This window comes from Leucobacter sp. 1207-22 (assembly GCF_052850455.1).
Window position 1 is genome coordinate 655,261 of the sequence record NZ_VXCR01000001.1, and the last position, 17,268, is coordinate 672,528.

General features: G+C 59.9%; 17 protein-coding genes. 4 read left to right on the forward strand and 13 right to left on the reverse strand.

Going from position 1 to position 17,268, the window contains the following annotated elements:
- Nucleotides 1–95: 95 nt before the first annotated feature.
- Complete coding sequence (locus FW756_RS02915) at nucleotides 96–1,271, forward strand: mannosyltransferase (RefSeq protein ID WP_446428675.1); 1,176 nt, start codon at nucleotides 96–98, stop codon at nucleotides 1,269–1,271.
- A gap of 173 nt (nucleotides 1,272–1,444) precedes the next feature.
- On the opposite strand, the gene purE is transcribed toward FW756_RS02915, so the two are convergent.
- The gene (gene purE, locus FW756_RS02920) at nucleotides 1,445–1,936 is read right to left on the reverse strand and encodes a 5-(carboxyamino)imidazole ribonucleotide mutase (RefSeq protein WP_446428741.1); all 492 of its coding nucleotides are present in this window, start codon (nucleotides 1,934–1,936) and stop codon (nucleotides 1,445–1,447) included.
- A 367-nt stretch (nucleotides 1,937–2,303) separates the two neighbouring features.
- Between purE and FW756_RS02925 the strand changes: the two genes are divergently transcribed.
- Nucleotides 2,304–2,999 (forward strand): FHA domain-containing protein, encoded by a 696-nt coding sequence (locus tag FW756_RS02925; RefSeq protein WP_446428676.1) that lies wholly within the window; start codon nucleotides 2,304–2,306, stop codon nucleotides 2,997–2,999.
- A gap of 124 nt (nucleotides 3,000–3,123) precedes the next feature.
- Here the strand turns inward: FW756_RS02925 and FW756_RS02930 are convergent, their stop codons facing one another.
- Together FW756_RS02930 and FW756_RS02935 are read right to left on the reverse strand one after the other, a co-directional pair.
- Nucleotides 3,124–4,506 carry a TRAP transporter large permease subunit gene (locus FW756_RS02930; RefSeq protein ID WP_446428677.1) on the reverse strand — a complete coding sequence of 461 codons (1,383 nt, stop codon included), beginning with the start codon at nucleotides 4,504–4,506 and terminating at the stop codon, nucleotides 3,124–3,126.
- A gap of 44 nt (nucleotides 4,507–4,550) precedes the next feature.
- Nucleotides 4,551–6,197 carry an amidohydrolase gene (locus tag FW756_RS02935; RefSeq protein ID WP_446428678.1) on the reverse strand — a complete coding sequence of 549 codons (1,647 nt, stop codon included), beginning with the start codon at nucleotides 6,195–6,197 and terminating at the stop codon, nucleotides 4,551–4,553.
- 127 nt (nucleotides 6,198–6,324) lie between these two features.
- Here FW756_RS02935 and FW756_RS02940 point away from each other — a divergent pair, with 127 nt between their 5' ends.
- Nucleotides 6,325–7,020: a TetR/AcrR family transcriptional regulator gene (locus tag FW756_RS02940; RefSeq protein ID WP_446428679.1), complete on the forward strand. Its 696-nt coding sequence runs from the start codon at nucleotides 6,325–6,327 to the stop codon at nucleotides 7,018–7,020.
- A gap of 116 nt (nucleotides 7,021–7,136) precedes the next feature.
- On the opposite strand, the gene FW756_RS02945 is transcribed toward FW756_RS02940, so the two are convergent.
- From FW756_RS02945 to sdhC, 6 genes are read right to left on the reverse strand one after another with little or no spacing between them, the layout of a single operon-like run.
- The gene (locus FW756_RS02945) at nucleotides 7,137–8,279 is read right to left on the reverse strand and encodes a 5-(carboxyamino)imidazole ribonucleotide synthase (RefSeq protein WP_446428680.1); all 1,143 of its coding nucleotides are present in this window, start codon (nucleotides 8,277–8,279) and stop codon (nucleotides 7,137–7,139) included.
- A 56-nt stretch (nucleotides 8,280–8,335) separates the two neighbouring features.
- Nucleotides 8,336–9,808 carry a YhjD/YihY/BrkB family envelope integrity protein gene (locus FW756_RS02950; protein WP_446428681.1) on the reverse strand — a complete coding sequence of 491 codons (1,473 nt, stop codon included), beginning with the start codon at nucleotides 9,806–9,808 and terminating at the stop codon, nucleotides 8,336–8,338.
- Nucleotides 9,809–9,850: 42 nt separating this feature from the next.
- Nucleotides 9,851–10,618 (reverse strand): succinate dehydrogenase iron-sulfur subunit, encoded by a 768-nt coding sequence (locus FW756_RS02955; RefSeq protein WP_446428682.1) that lies wholly within the window; start codon nucleotides 10,616–10,618, stop codon nucleotides 9,851–9,853.
- A 3-nt stretch (nucleotides 10,619–10,621) separates the two neighbouring features.
- Nucleotides 10,622–12,433, reverse strand: a complete 1,812-nt coding sequence (gene sdhA / locus FW756_RS02960) for a succinate dehydrogenase flavoprotein subunit (protein ID WP_446428683.1) — start codon at nucleotides 12,431–12,433, stop codon at nucleotides 10,622–10,624.
- 47 nt (nucleotides 12,434–12,480) lie between these two features.
- Nucleotides 12,481–12,927 carry a succinate dehydrogenase hydrophobic membrane anchor subunit gene (locus FW756_RS02965; RefSeq protein WP_446428684.1) on the reverse strand — a complete coding sequence of 149 codons (447 nt, stop codon included), beginning with the start codon at nucleotides 12,925–12,927 and terminating at the stop codon, nucleotides 12,481–12,483.
- Between the two features lie 18 nt (nucleotides 12,928–12,945).
- Entirely contained in the window at nucleotides 12,946–13,359 is a 414-nt protein-coding gene (gene sdhC, locus FW756_RS02970) for a succinate dehydrogenase, cytochrome b556 subunit (protein WP_446428685.1), read from the reverse strand.
- Between the two features lie 232 nt (nucleotides 13,360–13,591).
- On the opposite strand from sdhC, the gene FW756_RS02975 reads away from it, so the two are divergent.
- Entirely contained in the window at nucleotides 13,592–14,728 is a 1,137-nt protein-coding gene (locus tag FW756_RS02975) for a mannose-1-phosphate guanylyltransferase (protein WP_446428686.1), read from the forward strand.
- 18 nt (nucleotides 14,729–14,746) lie between these two features.
- Here FW756_RS02975 and FW756_RS02980 read toward each other — a convergent pair whose 3' ends face one another.
- From FW756_RS02980 to FW756_RS02995, 4 genes are all read right to left on the reverse strand, one after another.
- Entirely contained in the window at nucleotides 14,747–14,950 is a 204-nt protein-coding gene (locus FW756_RS02980) for a helix-turn-helix domain-containing protein (protein WP_446428687.1), read from the reverse strand.
- A 39-nt stretch (nucleotides 14,951–14,989) separates the two neighbouring features.
- Nucleotides 14,990–15,631 (reverse strand): hypothetical protein, encoded by a 642-nt coding sequence (locus FW756_RS02985; protein ID WP_446428688.1) that lies wholly within the window; start codon nucleotides 15,629–15,631, stop codon nucleotides 14,990–14,992.
- A gap of 66 nt (nucleotides 15,632–15,697) precedes the next feature.
- A complete protein-coding gene (locus FW756_RS02990; RefSeq protein WP_446428689.1) occupies nucleotides 15,698–16,390 on the reverse strand; it encodes a PDC sensor domain-containing protein in 693 nt (230 codons plus the stop codon).
- Nucleotides 16,391–16,394: 4 nt separating this feature from the next.
- Nucleotides 16,395–17,264 carry a FadR/GntR family transcriptional regulator gene (locus FW756_RS02995; RefSeq protein WP_446428690.1) on the reverse strand — a complete coding sequence of 290 codons (870 nt, stop codon included), beginning with the start codon at nucleotides 17,262–17,264 and terminating at the stop codon, nucleotides 16,395–16,397.
- Nucleotides 17,265–17,268: the final 4 nt, after the last annotated feature.

Consider the following 17,268-nt stretch of genomic DNA (forward strand, 5'->3'; position numbering starts at 1 on the left):
ACAAGTTACACCTCGCTGAAAGATAGTATGTGCGTACGCGCGTTGTTTCAGATGGTCATACGTGCATCACAAAACAGCGGCTTGAAGGGGGCGAAATGGCGAGGCTTACGGTTGTTGCAGAACCGTTCCCTGATTGGGAGGCTCCCGTGCAGCGCCTTGCCGCCCGAGACCTTGCGGTCGCGCTTTCTGCAAACGCTCCCCGCTCCTGCAGCGTCCGTTACCTTGCAGCAAGCGACTCCGAACTCCCAGTGTTCCCCTCTGCGCGCATCTCGGCAGAGCAGCTGCCTCTGCGTAAGAATCTTCTCCCGATGCTGTGGCAGTCGCGTGCGACCGCTCGACCACTCGACGGCGAACTCTTCCACGCGCTCACTCCGATGGTTCCGCTGCGTGCACGCGCAGAAGACTTCGGCACGCAGTCGACCATCACGATCCCCCACCTGTTGCAGTGGGAGGCCCCCGAGCTCATGAGCCCGAACCAGGCGCGCCTCTTGCGTGCCTTCGTTCGCCGCGCCGCGAAGTTCGCCGACGTCATCCTCACCACAACCTACGCAACCGCAAACACCCTCACCGAGGTGTGCGGATCGGACCTCCCGGTGCAGGTCGTTCCTTTCGCGGCCCCCCGCGAGTTCTTGGCTGGCAGCGACGCCGCAGAACGCCGTGAGGCGCTCGGACTTCCAGCACGTTATGCAGTCACCACTGCGCTCCCCGACGAACGCGGCCGACTGTCGTGGGCGTTTGACGCGCTGCGCGCTCATACCGAAGCTGAGCACCTCGTCATTATTGATGGTCTTGATCCTGCGGTGTTTACAAGGTCAGCGACTGCTGAGAAGCCTCGCGCCCAGAAGAACGCGACAGGTGAAGACGCAGCTCCCGAGGCAACCCGTCTGGGCACGATCACCGTTCCCGAAGATCTCGCCGGCCGAGTCACTGTTGTGGATCCAGGTGACCTCTCGAATGTTGGCGCAATCATCGATGGCGCCTCACTGTTCTTGCAGCCGCAATCGTTCTTGGCCTCCGGTTATGCAGTGATTGCAGCGCTTGCTGCCGGGGTTCCCGTACTGCACTCGGGCCATGCTGCCACTGAAGAGCTCGTGCTCGAGGCAGGATCAGCGGCTCCCACCTCTGAGGAATTCACCGCAGAGTTCGCACGTCTGTGCACGAACCACAATGACGCACTCGAGCATCTCACGGTGCTCGCGGGCGATCGCGGTCGCACGTTCTCATGGCAGAACACAGCCTGGCATCTCTGGCAGACCCACGCAGACATCTAAGCGAACTGCATTGACAGGCCGTTGACAGGACGTGACAACTCGTTGATGTCCTGAATCGCTGGCGCCGAAGCGCCTGCGCGCAACGGGTTATTCACGCAACGGGCCGGGCCTCTCTTTCGAAAGACCCGGCCCGTGAACTGTCTACTGACGCGACGCAGCGACAGACATTTTCGTTACTTCTTGTCAGTTGCCTCAGCGGCGACTCGCTCCTGGAGCGCAAGATTCTTCTCTTCGACCATTTCGCTCAGCCCACGCGCGTACTCATCAAGAGTTGCTGCGAGTTCAGGGTCGCTCGCGCCGAGAATTCGTACTGCGAGCAGGCCAGCATTCTTTGCACCGCCGATCGAGACGGTTGCAACGGGGATGCCGCCAGGCATCTGCACGATCGACAAGAGCGAGTCCATACCGTCGAGCTTTGCAAGCGGAACCGGAACACCAATGACGGGCAGCGTGGTCATCGATGCGACCATGCCAGGCAGGTGAGCTGCGCCACCGGCGCCAGCAATAATGACCTTCAGACCGCGGCCAACAGCCTCGCGAGCGTATGTCCCCATCTTTTCAGGGGTACGGTGCGCCGAAACGACCTCGACTTCAAACGGAACCTCGAAGTCGCGAAGCACCTGGACCGCCTCTGACATGACGTTGTAATCAGAGTCTGAGCCCATGATCACACCGACGAGCGGAGCCGCTACCTTCGCAGAAGAACTCTTCTGCTCACGACGCGCACGTCGACGGTGCTGCTCATTCTGTGGAACGCTTTTCTCGCTGTTCTTGGTACCGTTTTTTGCCGCGCTGTCTGCCATGCATTAAGAGTACCTGTGGTGTCTGACGAATGTGTGTAAAACGCCAAAGCTCGCCACCCGGTGACAGAAGATTCGGCAGACATGGTTGCTTTCGCACATCCCCTGTACAGCGTGCGCGTATCTAACGAAAAGAGTAAGCTTAATGCTTACCTTGGCGAACCGGGTCTGCTGACGGGTTATCACTCACACTGCAGCGCAAACTCCGGAACGTAACCCGGAGACGAAGTATATGACACAGCACCCAAGCGCGCCCGAGCAGGACGAGATCCTCGTACCGGTAGCGCCAAAGGCTTCCTTCGGCGCAGCCGTCGTTGAGTCCCCCACCACACCGGTTGGCCCTGGGCTGCATCCCGAAAAGATCGTCCCCAGTTTTGCGAAGCTGTCACCGCTGCCAGATGCACCCCAGGTGCATCCTTCGCACGCGTCACAGCACACCGGCACCATATCTGCTGCAGTTCCCGCTGCGCTGCAAACACCTCCTGCTGTGACGAATCAGGTCGTTGGTCCAGCACCCGGCACCTCTTACCTTGAGGCGACCGACTGCGATACCACCGACGAGACGACGGTCATCATGAACCGACCGGCTCCACTGATCCCCTGGCTGTTGACAACTGACACCGACGAAACCTACGTGCTTGCGCCCCTCACCCTCGTTGGTCGCAAACCAAATCCACGTTCGGCATACCCACGAGCAGCACTCCTTCGCCTTGCAGACCCAGACAAGCTACTCTCACGTGTGCACGCGGTCATTGATTACAACGAAGACGGCATTTGCCTCACCGACCTCGGTTCCACGAACGGCACGGCGCTGATCACCGCGCAGGGCACTGCCTTCTGCGAACCGCACGTGCGGTATCTCCTTGATGAGGTACTCGCCATCGATTTCGGCGGCGCACGCTGCACGCTGCGGCGCGCTGATCGCTAGAACGGCCAGGCGCTCACAGCACTGCTCTTGACTGACGTAGGTCCAACAAGAGATCCAATACAGACGGCCCGGGTTGCCACGCACTGTGTCGTGGCAACCCGGGCCGTCTGTATCGGATGGTGAGTTATGCGCCGACGAGCACGAACCCTGCGACGATGTACGCGATGAGTGTGAGTACACCAGCAATTGCAGCGTACGGAAGGATCGAGAGCATCAGGCTCAGCGGCTTCACGCCGACCGACTTCGATGCGAGCGTGATGCCGTCACCGTACATGCAGGTCGTCGAGCCGAGTGCCGCGCCCGAGAACACTGCGGTACCAGCGAGCACGGGATCAACGCCGACAGCGATGGCAAGCGGCAAGACCACTGGCGTGATGACAGCTGCGAGGTCCCAGAACGCACCCGTTGCGTATGCGTAAATACCGCACACGAGGAAGACGATTGCGGGCAACCATGCACCGTGCATGATTGGCTCAGTTGCACCAACAACCCATTCAACGAGCTGGAGCTCGGTGTTGATTTGCTGCACCATGAATGCCAGCACGAAAAGCACAATCACGTAGCCCATGCTCATGATGCCTTCAAACGCCTGCTCGAAAACATCCTTGATGGTCATGCGCTTCTGCACGAGGTACAAAATGATCGCCACGATCACCGCTGCTGCAGAACCCTTGACGATGTCAACACCGCTCACGATGGTGACCGTAATGAGGGTGATGATCGGAATGAGGAAGTTGTACGGAAGCGGGCGGTGACCGGTGTCCTTCGACTCTGCGAGTTCGAACGCGCGTTCCTCTGGGGTAAGCCCGGCAGGAAGGGTGTCACCGGTTTCGTCTGCACGCTGCTGTGCACGCTTCAACGGCCCGAAGAGCGGGAGCACGCCGAGTGCGAGCAGCAGGCCGATTGCAAGAGCGAACCAACCGAAGAAGACATACGGCAGTCCTGACAGGTAGGCGCCGAAGCCAGAGCCGTTGACGGTAACGCCATCCTGTTCAAGCAGGGCTGCGAAGAAGACTGCCCACGTTGAGAACGGAATGATGACCGCAATCGGGGCGCTGGTGAGCTTGACGATTGTGCCGAGCATCGTGCGCGGCACACCGTACCGGTCGGTGACTCGCTTCATCGACGTGCCAACGGTCAAAGCGTTGAGGTAGTCGTCAATAAACAGCGCAATGGTGAGCAACCAAGTGAGGAGCAGCGACTTGCGTCGCGAGTTCACAAAGCGTTCGGTCCACCGGGCAAAGTCGTTGACCGCGCCTGAAACGTTGAAATAGGCAATGAGAATGCCGAAGAGCACGACAACGAGTGCGAGCCAGTGCACGGTTTCATTCGACAGTGAAGCGCCGAACGTAGCGACGAGGGTGTCAAAGAATCCCCAGCCACCGAGCAACACCGCGCCCACCACGGTGCCCGACAGCAGGCCGAGTAGCGCTCGCTTCGTCAGGACAGAGACGATGAGTACGGTGAGTACTGGCAACAGCGCCAGTGCAGTGTTTTGAATCTGCATACAATCTTTCGAGGGTTAGCCAGAGCCCGTGAGGTACCCCGCGTCTACGCGGCGTTATCCTCCCGAATTCCGTCGAGATAGGTGGCTACGACTGGCAGGTCGACGAGATCATCGCCATTCACCAGCGTCGGGTCCTCACTCCAAACAGCGAGGTCGGCGATTGCCCCCTGGCGGATCACGCCAAGATCGGTATCGCCCTGAGCGAGGGCTGCGCCTCGAGTGTATCCGTGCAGCGCTTCTGCACCGGTGAGCCGCTCGTGGGGCTCATACACAAAGTTCTCTGGCTTGCCCGGTTCGCGCCGCAAGACCGACCATGCCAGGCCGTAGCGCGCGTCGAGATCTGCGATCGGCCAGTCTGATCCAAGCGCAAGCGGTGCCCCGGATCGAAGCACGGCTCCGGCATTCCAGCCGCGCGCGGCTCGTGTCGGGCCGAGACGACGAGCCCACTCGTCGCTTCCGTCAGCGATCCGCCATTGGAGGTGCGGAATCTGCATCGAAGCAGTGATGCCGTGCTGCGCAAGTCGTGCGATGTCCCTTGGGTCCAACGTCTCAAGATGTTCGATGCGGTGTGCCGGACGGCCGGCCGCACGGCACCCAACCGCCTCATACGCTGTGATCGTTTCGCCAACCGCACGGTCACCGATTGCGTGCGTTGCAATCTGGAAACCTGCTGCAGTGAACTCGCGCACAGCATCAACGAAGCGAGACTGGTCATCCCAGAAACCAGCGAGGCCCTGACCGTCGATGTCGGCTTCGTACAGCCAACCTGCACCGGTATCGATCACGCCGTCTGCGTACAGCTTGATGACGCCGCCGCGCCACCGCTTGCCAGCGCGATCACGCTGTGCGCGGATCGCTGCGCGCTCATCGTCACTGTATGCAGGGCGTACGTCCATTGCGCTTACGATTCGAACCGGAAGCCCAGCTGCAGAGGAGTCGAGCGCTTCGAGGAGGTCAAGCGTCCCGGAGTTGCCGTCCATGATCGTGCCACCCGTGAGCCCACTGAGTCGCATCTTTGCGAAGGTCGCGCGGGACGCTTCAAGCGTTTCTTCCGACGTCGGAGTCGGTGCTGCGGCAACAACCGACTGGTATGAGGTCTCTTCACGGAGTTCACCGGTCGGGCGACCGGTGCCGTCGACGACAATCTCAGAGCTATCGTCGAATTCTCGCGCACCAGTAATGCCACCACGGGCGAGGGCGTGTGTGCTCGCGAGCGCGGTGTGGAAGTCAAAGAAGAACAGGAGCGACGGAAGTTCGCCGACGGACTCATCAATCAATGCGGAGGTCAGTGGCACCCCGTCGAACACGGCGTAGTCGAGGTTCCAACCGCGCACCCAGAGGTTGTCTCCGGGAGCACCGTGGGCGCGCAAACGCGCTGCTTCGTCACGCAAGGCCTCATCGAGCTCTCGTCGATTGGTGATTGCCCCCAGGTCAATGCCCTGGCAAAGCTCAACACCTTGAATGGGGTGCAAGTGTGCATCAATTAACCCGGGTGTGACGGTTTGCCCGGCCGCGTCATCGATCCGCGTCCCCGCTCCCGCGAATGCATCACGTATCGCCGCTGCTTCGCCAACGCCAAGAATGCGACCGTCGGCAATTGCGATCGAGCGAGTACGAGGATCGTCATCTCCGGGTACCTGCGAGCGTACCGTCGCGCCTTCAATGATGATCTCCGCTAGTGTCGGTGACACGACTGCTCCTTCGCTATCCGAATATGATGAGGGAGACATTTCTCCGCTGTGTTCCTAACCGGGACAGGTGCCAATTTACGCGCATTCAATAAATGCCGCAATCTGAGACGTCCCGAATTGAGGAACGATGTGTGAAGACGTGATGGATGGACAGCCGAAACGGGGCGCAGGTAGGCCACGAAAGGCTGTGCTTTCAGAATCGCTCATTCTTGCTGAAGCGTTCGCGCTTGCAGAAGAGGGCGGCGCCGATTTCACCTTCGCTGCGCTCGCGAGACGGCTCGGGGTGCAGCCATCAGCACTGCATCATCATTTTCACGGCCGAGACGCGCTCATCGCCGGTATGCGGGGCCAGCTCACACTCCGGGTAGGTGACCACGGATTCGCCGATCGGCCATGGTACGAGGCAATCATCGACTGGGCAACGGACTACCGCGACACATTCGGCTCACACCCCGCTCTCATCGCTGAACTTGCGACGATGCCAGTCGCCGGTGAGCCTGAGTCCGTCGCTGATTACGAGCGGATCGCAGCATCAATGGTGCGCGGCGGATATCCTGAGCAGCTCGTCGTACCCGCAATCGTCGCGATCGAATCGTTTGTCATCGGAGCGGCACTCGACGCCCTGGCCCCAGACGACAATCTGCGCCCCCACACCGCGCTCCCGGACGGCTCAGATGTCGCTCCGGTCCTTGCACGCACGGAACTCGCTGCGCGAACCCGAGCAGACGCCGCGGGCCAGACTCCAGCGCTCGCCACGTTCGAGTTTGGCCTGCGCGCGCTCGTCGCTGGCCTCCGTGCCGCTGGTGAGGATCCCTCGGCGTAGAAACAACAAACGTCGAGGCCGAGCATTGCTGCCAGACCTCGACGTTTGCTCTCACCACGGTGACTACGAGCAATCTCTTGCTCGCTTCATGTCATTCGTGACGTCGAAGCAGTGATCTACTCGAATACCGCCGCTGCCGCGACCGCAGCCGCGCGAACGGTCTCAAGATCCGCGCCAGTAACGGTCACGTGACCAACCTTGCGGCCCGGTCGCGACTGCTTGTCGTAGCTGTGCACCTTAGCGGCTGGGTGTTCAGCAAGCGCCTGCTGGTAGCGAGCAAGCATGGTGCCCTCCGACGGGCCACCAAGCACATTCACCATGACGGCAGCAGGCCGTGTCATCGAAGTGTCGCCGAGCGGGAGATCCGCAACTGCACGGATGTGGTTCTCAAACTGGCTCGTTACCGAGCCTTCGATAGAGAAGTGGCCCGAATTGTGCGGACGCATCGCAAGCTCATTCACGAGCACGCGGCCATCGCGGGTCTCAAACATCTCAACCGCGAGCACACCGGTCACGCCAGTGCCCTCCGCAACCTTCAGTCCGATCTCGGCAGCCTCGTCAAGCGTCGACGCGTGCTGTACCGGAGCGGGTGCGAGTACCTCAGCGCACACACCGTCACGCTGGATCGTTTCAACGACGGGCCAGGTGCGGATCTCACCACTCGGCCGGCGAGCGACGAGCTGCGACAGCTCGCGCACAAAATCAACGAGCTCTTCAACGAGCAAGAACCCGCCACGAGCGTCCTCGGCAAGTGCGGTAAACCAGTCGCGCACCTCGGCGGCTTCGCTCACCACACGGACACCCTTGCCGTCATAGCCGCCGCGAGCAGTCTTGACGACAGCACGGCCACCGTGCGCATCGATGAAGTTCTGCAGCGCCGCCTCATCAGCAACCTTTGCCCAGGCCGGAACAGGAACGCCGAGCTCTTCAAGCTTCTCGCGCATGAGGATCTTGTCCTGTGCGAACTGCAGCGCGTCTGGGCGCGGATGGACCTGCTTGCCACGAGCCTCAAGCTCGCGGAGGATCTCCCCTGGCACGTGCTCATGGTCGAAGGTAATCACGTCGACCGTCTCGGCAAACGCGTAGACGGTCTCCGGATCGCGGTAGTCGCCAACGGCGTCTGCCGCACGAGCTGCACTCATACCCGCTGCCTCAGCAAGCACGCTGATACGCAGGCCAAGGTGAATTGCGGGCGGAACCATCATGCGAGCCAGCTGGCCCCCACCAATCACGCCGATCTTGATGCTGTCGTTCGCCACATTTGCCTCTCAGTGGTTATGTACGTCGCACGCGGCGCGCAGTGCGCCAACAGCTACTATTCTGCCGTACTCTTGCGATCTGTTTGCCGCAGTCGTTGTTTCCAGGACGACTGCGGGCGTTTAGGCTCGATTCGCGCGAGCAAGTCGCCTGCCTGCACCTTCTCACCGGCACGCATGGTGAAGCTGACGTACCCGGTGCCGGGGGCGCGGATCGCTTCCTCTGCAACGTAGCCTGCAAACGGATTCTGCGGGGTGTCACTGGCCTCTTCGGTGATCCGCGCGCCGCTCTTCCCTGACACCGTCACGAGCAAGTCCCCTGAACCAATAAAGGCACGGTCAGGAACAGCCCACTCGTTGACGCGACCGGAGATACCGGCCCGCACTTCGAGTGTGTGATCCGTTGGTTCAAGACTGTCGTCCACAACGGAATCACCAGACACCGCAGCAAATGCGAGTGCAGCAGCCTGCCCGAAGCGGTATCCACCAGGACTGCGATTCTCGGCAGCAAGCACTTGGTTCGCAGGGCTCACGTGCGTGATGCTCGAAGTTTCTTCCGTCGGTGAGTGCACCCACTGCATGGGGAGCCCGTAGCTCGGATGGAGCCCGGTGGCGATCCATGAAGAAGTGAGAAGAATCACGCGGCAAATGAGGTTGAACCACAGGAGCAAACCGATGAATACTGCAAAAGATGCGAGCAGCGGATTGCTGGTCGCGCCACCAAGGAGGACGCCGCCGAGAATCTTCAGCACCAGCAACGCTGCGCCGCCAAGGCCGCAGCCAAACAGCAGTGGACGCCAAGGAACGCGGATCTCGGCAAGCATGCGGTGAATTGCGACGAGCACGAGCATATCGACGAGGAAGAGCAGGGCGTAGCGGATCACTGTGCCAAGCCAGGTGAGCAACCAGGTGAAGTGCGGCTCGCTGAACAAACCCAACAGCCAGTGCATGACATTGCTGCTGAGAATGGTCAATGCGGCAGAGAGCACGACCGCGAGAAGCAGCAGAAAGGCGAGGCCGAAGTCACGAAGCTTGAGAATCGCGGCATTGCGATAACGCTTAACTTCGAGACCGAAGATGATGCGGACCGAACGTCTGGTGCCCGTGAACCAGTTAATCGAGATCCAGAGCAGCGAGGCACCGGCAGCGAGACTCGTCCAGTCAATGATTCGATTGGTGGTCAAGCTCTTGAGCGATACTGCGGCGTTTTCTTCGCCCACCAGTCCGGGGATGAAGGTGTTGATCTGGGCGACAATCGTCTCGATGAGCTCCGTTTGCCCGCGCAAGAAGATTCCGAAGATGCCGAAGCCGACCCAGAGTGCTGAGAAGACGGCGAAGAGCGCCTGGTAACTCATACCAGACGCCATCACGACACCGCCGATGTCGACAAAGTGTGACCAGGCCCGGAACGGACGCGTGTGCTGCACCCACGCCCAGAGCGCTTGTACGCCACGCACACGTTCCTGGCGAGACGACGAGACCCCACCAATCTCAGCCAGTACTGGGCGGAGGTTGGTGGGGTCTGTCGTCATAGTGAACTCAGAGTTCGTGCGATAGGCACAAACCTATCTGAACTAGTTCGTCTTGCCGCTGAGGATCGCAGACTTCACTTCAGCAATTGCCTTGGTGACCTGGATACCGCGGGGGCATGCCTCAGAGCAGTTGAAGGTGGTGCGGCAACGCCACACGCCTTCCTTGTCGTTGAGGATGTCGAGACGGACCTGAGCGTTGTCATCACGCGAGTCGAAGATGAAGCGGTGTGCGTTCACGATCGCTGCGGGGCCGAAGTACTGACCATCGGTCCAGAAGACGGGGCACGACGAGGTGCACGCAGCACACAGGATGCACTTGGTGGTGTCGTCGAAGCGCTCACGTGAAGCGATGTCCTGGATGCGCTCCGAACCCTCGGGAGGTGCCGTGTTCGCAACGAGGAAGGGCTGCACCTCGCGGTATGACGCGAAGAACGGCTCCATGTCGACGATGAGGTCCTTCTCAAGGGGCAGGCCCTTGATTGCCTCAACGTAGATGGGCTTCGTGATGTCAAGATCCTTGATGAGGGTCTTGCACGCGAGGCGGTTGCGGCCGTTGATACGCATGGCGTCCGAGCCGCAAATGCCGTGTGCGCACGAGCGACGGTAGCTGAGCGTGCCGTCAACGTCCCACTTGATCTTGTGGAGCGCATCGAGAATACGGTCGGTCGGGTACATCTCGACGTCGAAGTCTTCCCAGTACGCCTCATCCTTCTGCTCAGGAAGGTAGCGGCGGATGAGGAGCGTGACGGTGAAAGGCTTTGGCGCCTCGGGAGCTGCCGTGGTTGCGGCCTCTGCTGTAGCGGTGCTCATGACCTAGTACTTCCTCTCCATGGGCTCATAACGAGTGAAGGTGACTGGCTTCCAGTCAAGGCGGATGTGGTCCTCAGGGTTCGCTGAGTGCGGATCACCTGAGAGGTACGCCATGGTGTGCTGCATGTAGTTCTCGTCGTCACGCTTCGGGTAGTCGTCGCGCATGTGACCGCCACGGCTCTCCTTACGGTTACGAGCGGTGTACGTGAGCACCTCTGCAAGGTCGAGCAGGAAGCCGAGCTCGATCGCCTCAAGGAGGTCAGTGTTGTAGCGGTAGCCGCGATCCTGAACACCGACGTTCTTGTAGCGCAAACGCAGGTCGTGGATCACGCGGAGAACCTCAGTCAGCGAGTCCTCGGTGCGGAACACCTGAGCGCCACGGTCCATTGCTTCCTGCAGCTCGCGGCGGAGATCCGCCACACGCTCGGTGCCGGTGCCGGTGCGGAAGCCCTCGACGAGCTCGCGCACCTCCTTTGCCGGGTCTTCAGGGAGTGCAACGAACTCTGCCTCGTTCGCGTAATCAGCTGCGCGGTTGCCCGAACGCTTGCCGAAGACGTTGATGTCGAGGAGAGAGTTGGTACCGAGGCGGTTTGCGCCGTGAACCGAAACGCACGCGCACTCGCCAGCAGCGAAGAGACCGGGAACAACGGTGTCGTTGTCCATGAGCACCTCTGCGTCAACGTTGGTGGGGATACCACCCATTGCGTAGTGTGCAGTCGGGAAGACCGGGACAGGCTCAACTACCGGGTCGACACCCAGGTAGGTACGCGCGAACTCGGTGATGTCAGGAAGCTTGGTCTCGAGAACCTCAGCACCAAGGTGCGTGCAGTCGAGGTAGACGTAGTCCTTGTGTGGACCAGCACCGCGGCCGTCGAGCACTTCCTGAACCATCGAGCGAGCAACGATGTCACGAGGCGCGAGGTCCTTAATGGTCGGTGCATAGCGCTCCATAAAGCGCTCGCCACTCGCGTTACGCAGAATTGCACCTTCACCGCGTGCACCCTCGGTGAGGAGGATGCCGAGGCCGGCGAGGCCGGTCGGGTGGAACTGGTAGAACTCCATGTCCTCGAGGGGAAGACCCTTGCGCCACACGATGCCAACACCGTCACCGGTCAGGGTGTGTGCGTTTGAGGTGGTCTTGAAGATCTTGCCGAAGCCACCGGTCGCGAAGACGATCGACTTTGCCTGGAACACGTGGATTGCGCCAGTCGAAAGCTCGTATGCAACGACGCCAGCAGGCTTACGATCCTTGCCCTCACCGGTCATCACCAGGTCAAGCACGTAGAACTCATTGAAGAAGTTCACGCCAAGCTTGACGCAGTTCTGGAACAGCGTCTGGAGGATCATGTGGCCGGTGCGGTCTGCTGCGTAGCAAGCACGGCGAACAGCTGCCTTGCCGTGGTCACGAGTGTGACCACCGAAGCGACGCTGGTCAATCTTGCCGTCAGCCGTACGGTTGAACGGAAGACCCATGTTCTCGAGGTCGATGACCGCGTCGATGGCTTCCTTTGCAAGAATCTCGGCCGCGTCCTGGTCAACGAGGTAATCGCCACCCTTGACGGTGTCGAAGGTGTGCCATTCCCAGTTGTCGTCCTCAACGTTTGCGAGGGCTGCTGCCATGCCGCCCTGTGCCGCACCAGTGTGCGAACGGGTCGGGTACAGCTTGGTGATAACCGCGGTCTTAGCCTTGGGGCCTGCCTCGATCGCTGCGCGCATTCCTGCGCCACCAGCGCCGACGATTACTACGTCGAACTGGTGATAAGTGATGCCGTCCTTGACGGTAACTTCCTCGCCCGCATGGGTATCGGTGGTCACGTTAGTCCTAACTTCGTTTCAGTACGTCTGTAAGTCGTTGGTCAGGCTTAGACAGCCGGGCAGAACGACGGAAGCAGGTCGGCAGGAGTGCCGGCCGGGCAAGGGTTCAGCGTGTAAATCACGAGCGTGCCGAGAAGGACCAGCACTGCAACCGAGATGAAGAGGAGAACCTTAAGAGTCTTTGCGACACCGGGACGGGTGACGTAGTCGTTCACGATGGTGCGCATGCCGTTGCCACCGTGAATGAGTGCGAGCCAGAGCAGGAGGGTATCCCAGACCTGCCAGAACGGGCTTGCAAGCTTGCCGGCAACAAAGCCGAAGTTAATTGCATGAACGCCACCCTCGGTGAGGAGGAGGTTTGATGCAAGGTGACCGAACACGAGCACGACGAGCAGAACGCCCGAAACGCGCATGTAGATCCAGCCCCACTTCTCCCAGTTAGTGTTCTTCTTCGCAGGCTTCTGCGAACGGGGAGCGTCGATAGTCATAGTCATTATCTTTTCTCCTCCGCCTTAGTGACCGAACACGTTCATGAGGTGACGGGGCAGGAAGCCTGCCATCGTTACAGCCCACAGTGCGATGACGATCCAGAACATGGACTTCTGGTACTTCGGACCCTTGCTCCAGGAATCAACGAGAATCACACGGATGCCGTTGTACGCGTGGAACACGATTGCCGCGACAAGTGCTGCCTCGCCAAGACCCATGATCGGAGTCTTGTAGACGCTCATGACCGCGTTGTAGCCCTCAGGGCTCACACGAATGAGTGCAGTGTCAAGCACGTGTACGAGAAGGAAGAAGAAGATCGCGACACCGGTGATACGGTGCAACACCCACGACCACATTCCTTCATTACCGCGATAGAGCGTGCCGCCGACTTTCGTCTTCGGCTTCGCCGCCGCGGCCTGTGCAGTTTGGGCTGTCACGAGCTTCCTCCTTAGCTCCGCATGCGCCGACGTCGCCGGCGTTTGAAGATCAGAACGATGCTTCGACGCAAGAAATCCGCTCGCCGCCAACAGGGCACACGAACGGGTCGCGGGCGTCGAAGTAGAGTTCCGCTGCCTTCCATTATGACACCATGTTGAGCACCCCGATGTCCCACAGTCTTCTGGTTTTCCCTACAGCGCCAGGAATCCGATCCACGTAAGCTTGTGAGCCATGACCGATTCGACTGTCACCAGCTCCGCTCTTGATCGCCTGACATGCGTGATTCCGGCTGGAGGTGTCGGTTCTCGACTGTGGCCACTTTCCCGGGCGAATGCACCGAAGTTTCTCCTCGACCTCACCGGTTCAGGCGACTCGTTGCTGCGTGCTACGTGGGATCGCTTGCGCCCCATCTCCCCCACTGATCGCATCATGGTGGTGACCGGAAATGCGCATCGGGAGTCGGTCCAGGTGCAACTTCCTGAACTTCAGACGAACAATCTCATCACCGAATCTGAGCCAAAGGATTCCTCGGCGGCGATTGGTCTCGCAGCTGCAATTCTTGAGCTCCGCGACCCAGATGCAATCATCGGCTCGTTCGCTGCAGACCATGTGATCCGCGGCGATGTCCTCTTCAGGCGCGCAGTCACCGCTGCCGCGCACGCGGCGGATCAGGGTTCAATCGTCACCATTGGCATCCACCCAAGCCACCCATCGACGGGCTTCGGCTACATTGCGTGCGGTCCCGCACGCAATGACATCGCTCCATTCGACGTATACAGCGTCACCGAGTTCGTAGAAAAGCCTGATCAGGAACGCGCTGAGCAATACCTCGAAAGCGGCAACTACCTCTGGAACGCCGGCATGTTTATTGCACGCGCAACGGTACTCCTCGACCAAATGGCCGAGTCACGTCCCGAGCTTGTCACTGCGCTCCGCGAGATGGCCGCAACCTGGGACACCAAGAAGGGTGCCGCGGTGCGCGAGTGCCTGTGGCCGACACTCGAGAAAATTGCGATCGATTACACGGTTGCCGAGCCGGCCGCAGCTGCCGGAAAGATGGTGTGTGTGGCCGCACATTTCGACTGGGATGATGTCGGTGACTTCGCCTCCGTCGCGAACCTCCTCACCCGCGGTCGCGGAAGTGGGAGCGATCTTGCTGTCCTTGGTGACGGCGCTCAGGTACTTTCAGACGCCTCAAGCGGAATCGTCGTCTCTGAGAGTGACCGACTCGTCGCCCTTGTCGGTGTTGAAGATGCCGTGGTCGTCGACACCCAAGATGTGCTCCTTGTCACCACGAAGAGCAAGGCACAGGACGTGAAGAAGCTTGTCGAGCGCATGCGCGTCACTGGTGGCGGCCACCTGCTCTAGGCCAATCTAGGCCTAGCTCTAGGTCAGCTCTTCACCTATCGCATTCACCTCAGGCTGAAACGACAAGAGGTCTCCCGGCTGGCATTCGAGTGCGTCACAGATGGCCTCAAGAGTAGAGAACCGGATCGCCTTTGCGTGATTGTTTTTCAACAACGAGAGATTCACGACCGATACTCCAACTCGCTTTGAGAGTTCCGTCAGCGTCATCTCTTTTTCACTCAAGAGCGCATCCAATGAGACGATAATTCGCGTCTCTGGCAACTAGACCACCCCATCTGCTTGGCTCGCGAATCGGCCACTCGTCCGCATTGACCATCCAATCACAGCGATGCCAATCCCCACGAAGAATGGGACTGCGCTGAGTCCAGACAGAAACCCTGGCTCAAGCCACACGTTGTTCTGCGCATACAGGTCAATCGACAGCGACTCTGAGGCAAACTTCTCAGCCTTACCAGCGAAGACCGATCCAGCGGCAAAGAGCAGCCCTCCTGAAATCGTGAGGCCGGCAAGCGCGTTCCACCGCAACTTGCCAACGAAGAGCAAGAGAATCGCGATAATCGCAAGCAACGCAAGCGAAATGGTCACAAGGTTTTCCATCAGCGCCGAGGTTCGGAAGAGGTCAATGAGATCCGCTGACACCCCCGTGACGCCAACATCTGCGTATCCATTTGCCAAGTAATCGACTTGGGTTCCCCAGGCAGCTCCCATTCGTTCAACCTCATCGTACGGCAGGGGGATGCTCGTGTGTACCTGTCCGCGCGCAAGCGAGTTCAGTGTCTGAGCGAGGTCAATGACTGCAAAAACAGCGGCTCCACCGGCAAAGAGCAGACCCACCCAGGCGATCGTGATCGTTGATATCGAACGGCGCACCATCGGCGACGCATTATGTTTATCGTTACGCATGTCATAACGATAAACATAAAACCTGGGAAAATTCAGAATGGCATCCGACTGACGATTCTCGCTGCCCTATCCGCTATACAACACAAACGGGTAGCGTTCCGAGCGGACCGCGTGCGTCTGAGATCCACGATACCGATCGCCAGTCTCGTACTCGTCTGACGACGACACCACCACTCGACCACTCAAGTTCACGAGCGTCGCATCAGTGAGCCCAAGATCACGTTCGAGAAGCTGTTCTTCAATGTCACCCACGAGCACGTCAGCGCACACCACGCCCCAGAATTCGCCGTCGACCTGCACCGGCACAGTTGAGGTAATCGTGACCTCATTTGAGCACAAGTAATCAACAAAGGGACCAGCACAGTGTCGTTCACCGGTCTCACGAGGGATGCGGTACCACTCAAGTCGCTCAAGGTCGATCGCGGCCTTGCCAGGACCAAACGTCGACGAGGCAAGCAGCAGCTTTTCAGGACCCTGCCACCACGCGAGCGGGTTGCCCTCCGTAACCAACACATCACTTGCGCAGAAACCTGCGCCATAAATTGGGCGCTCGCCAAAATCGAGAATGCGATGCGCTTCCGATTCAACAACTGCGGCAAGCTGCTGACCTGTCAGGCCAGCCTGACGATGCGGCCGAAGCGTATCGACAAGCCCTGGCACCCACGCATCAAGCGGGGCAAAGACGCCATCAAAGAAGCCATCAATGCGTGCCATCGCTGCGCGTGCAATTGCGTCACGCTCAGCGTGGTCTACCGACACGCTTTCACTCAAGATCCACCTGCTCCATTGACTGCTGATCTGTGCGCTTCTGCTCTGCAGCTGCGCGTACTTCGCTGATTGTATTACCGGCGAGCAACTCTGCTCGGAATCCTACAAGCCAGCGAACCGATCCTCGCACACTCTCGCGCACCGCGCTGCGCACAAGATCAACATCGCCACGTTCTGTCGCAGAAATCTGAGCCTTCAAGTACGCGTGTGTCTCCTCACGCGCCACCCTGTCGCCATCCTGCAAGGCAAGCAAGGGGGTGAACTCCGTCTGCAGCCGCACATGCTCGGTCGTCAAGCGAACAGATTGGCTCAGCGCTGACAGCTCAAGCTGCACCTCGGTGATGCGGCGTCGCCACAGATCCGCCGGGAGCCCGTGGGCCGCATCGAGCATTTCTCGCACCACTGCGAGCTCATCATCGGTGGCGCGCATACATGCGTACTCCGCACATGCCGTCACGATGGTCTCGTAATGCACGCCAAGATCAGCAAGGGCAAGTCGCGGCAGCTCAACGAGCGATCGTGCGTTCACCTCTTCAACGGCACCATGGCTCGTGCGCACAAAGCTGCCGCCGTTACGGCCGCGCTTTGTTTCAATCAGCTCACGCGTTCGGAGCACGCCGAGCGCTTCACGAACCGTCACAACCGCGACACCAAACAAATGCGACAGCTCAGTCTCGCTTGGCAGCCGCTCACCCTCGACGAACGCACCAACCGTGATGGCCTGGATGATCCGCGAAATCACCAGCTCAGCGCGACCCTCTTCGCCAATCGGGGCAAAGGCCGCCGTGCGCAAGCGAGAGGTACCGTGAACCATTTCGCCACCTGCATCACCCGTGTACGCCAGCTGCGCGGGGGTCTCAGTCACGTCG

Bases quoted from the DNA above. Each gene is read 5' to 3' on its own strand.
- FW756_RS02915 (WP_446428675.1), top strand. From the start codon at position 96: ATGGCGAGGCTTACGGTTGTTGCAGAACCGTTCCCTGATTGGGAGGCT.
- purE (WP_446428741.1), bottom strand. From the start codon at position 1,936: ATGGGCTCAGACTCTGATTACAACGTCATGTCAGAGGCGGTCCAGGTG.
- FW756_RS02925 (WP_446428676.1), top strand. From the start codon at position 2,304: ATGACACAGCACCCAAGCGCGCCCGAGCAGGACGAGATCCTCGTACCG.
- FW756_RS02930 (WP_446428677.1), bottom strand. From the start codon at position 4,506: ATGCAGATTCAAAACACTGCACTGGCGCTGTTGCCAGTACTCACCGTA.
- FW756_RS02940 (WP_446428679.1), top strand. From the start codon at position 6,325: ATGTGTGAAGACGTGATGGATGGACAGCCGAAACGGGGCGCAGGTAGG.
- FW756_RS02950 (WP_446428681.1), bottom strand. From the start codon at position 9,808: ATGACGACAGACCCCACCAACCTCCGCCCAGTACTGGCTGAGATTGGT.
- FW756_RS02955 (WP_446428682.1), bottom strand. From the start codon at position 10,618: ATGAGCACCGCTACAGCAGAGGCCGCAACCACGGCAGCTCCCGAGGCG.
- FW756_RS02965 (WP_446428684.1), bottom strand. From the start codon at position 12,927: ATGACTATGACTATCGACGCTCCCCGTTCGCAGAAGCCTGCGAAGAAG.
- FW756_RS02975 (WP_446428686.1), top strand. From the start codon at position 13,592: ATGACCGATTCGACTGTCACCAGCTCCGCTCTTGATCGCCTGACATGC.
- FW756_RS02985 (WP_446428688.1), bottom strand. From the start codon at position 15,631: ATGCGTAACGATAAACATAATGCGTCGCCGATGGTGCGCCGTTCGATA.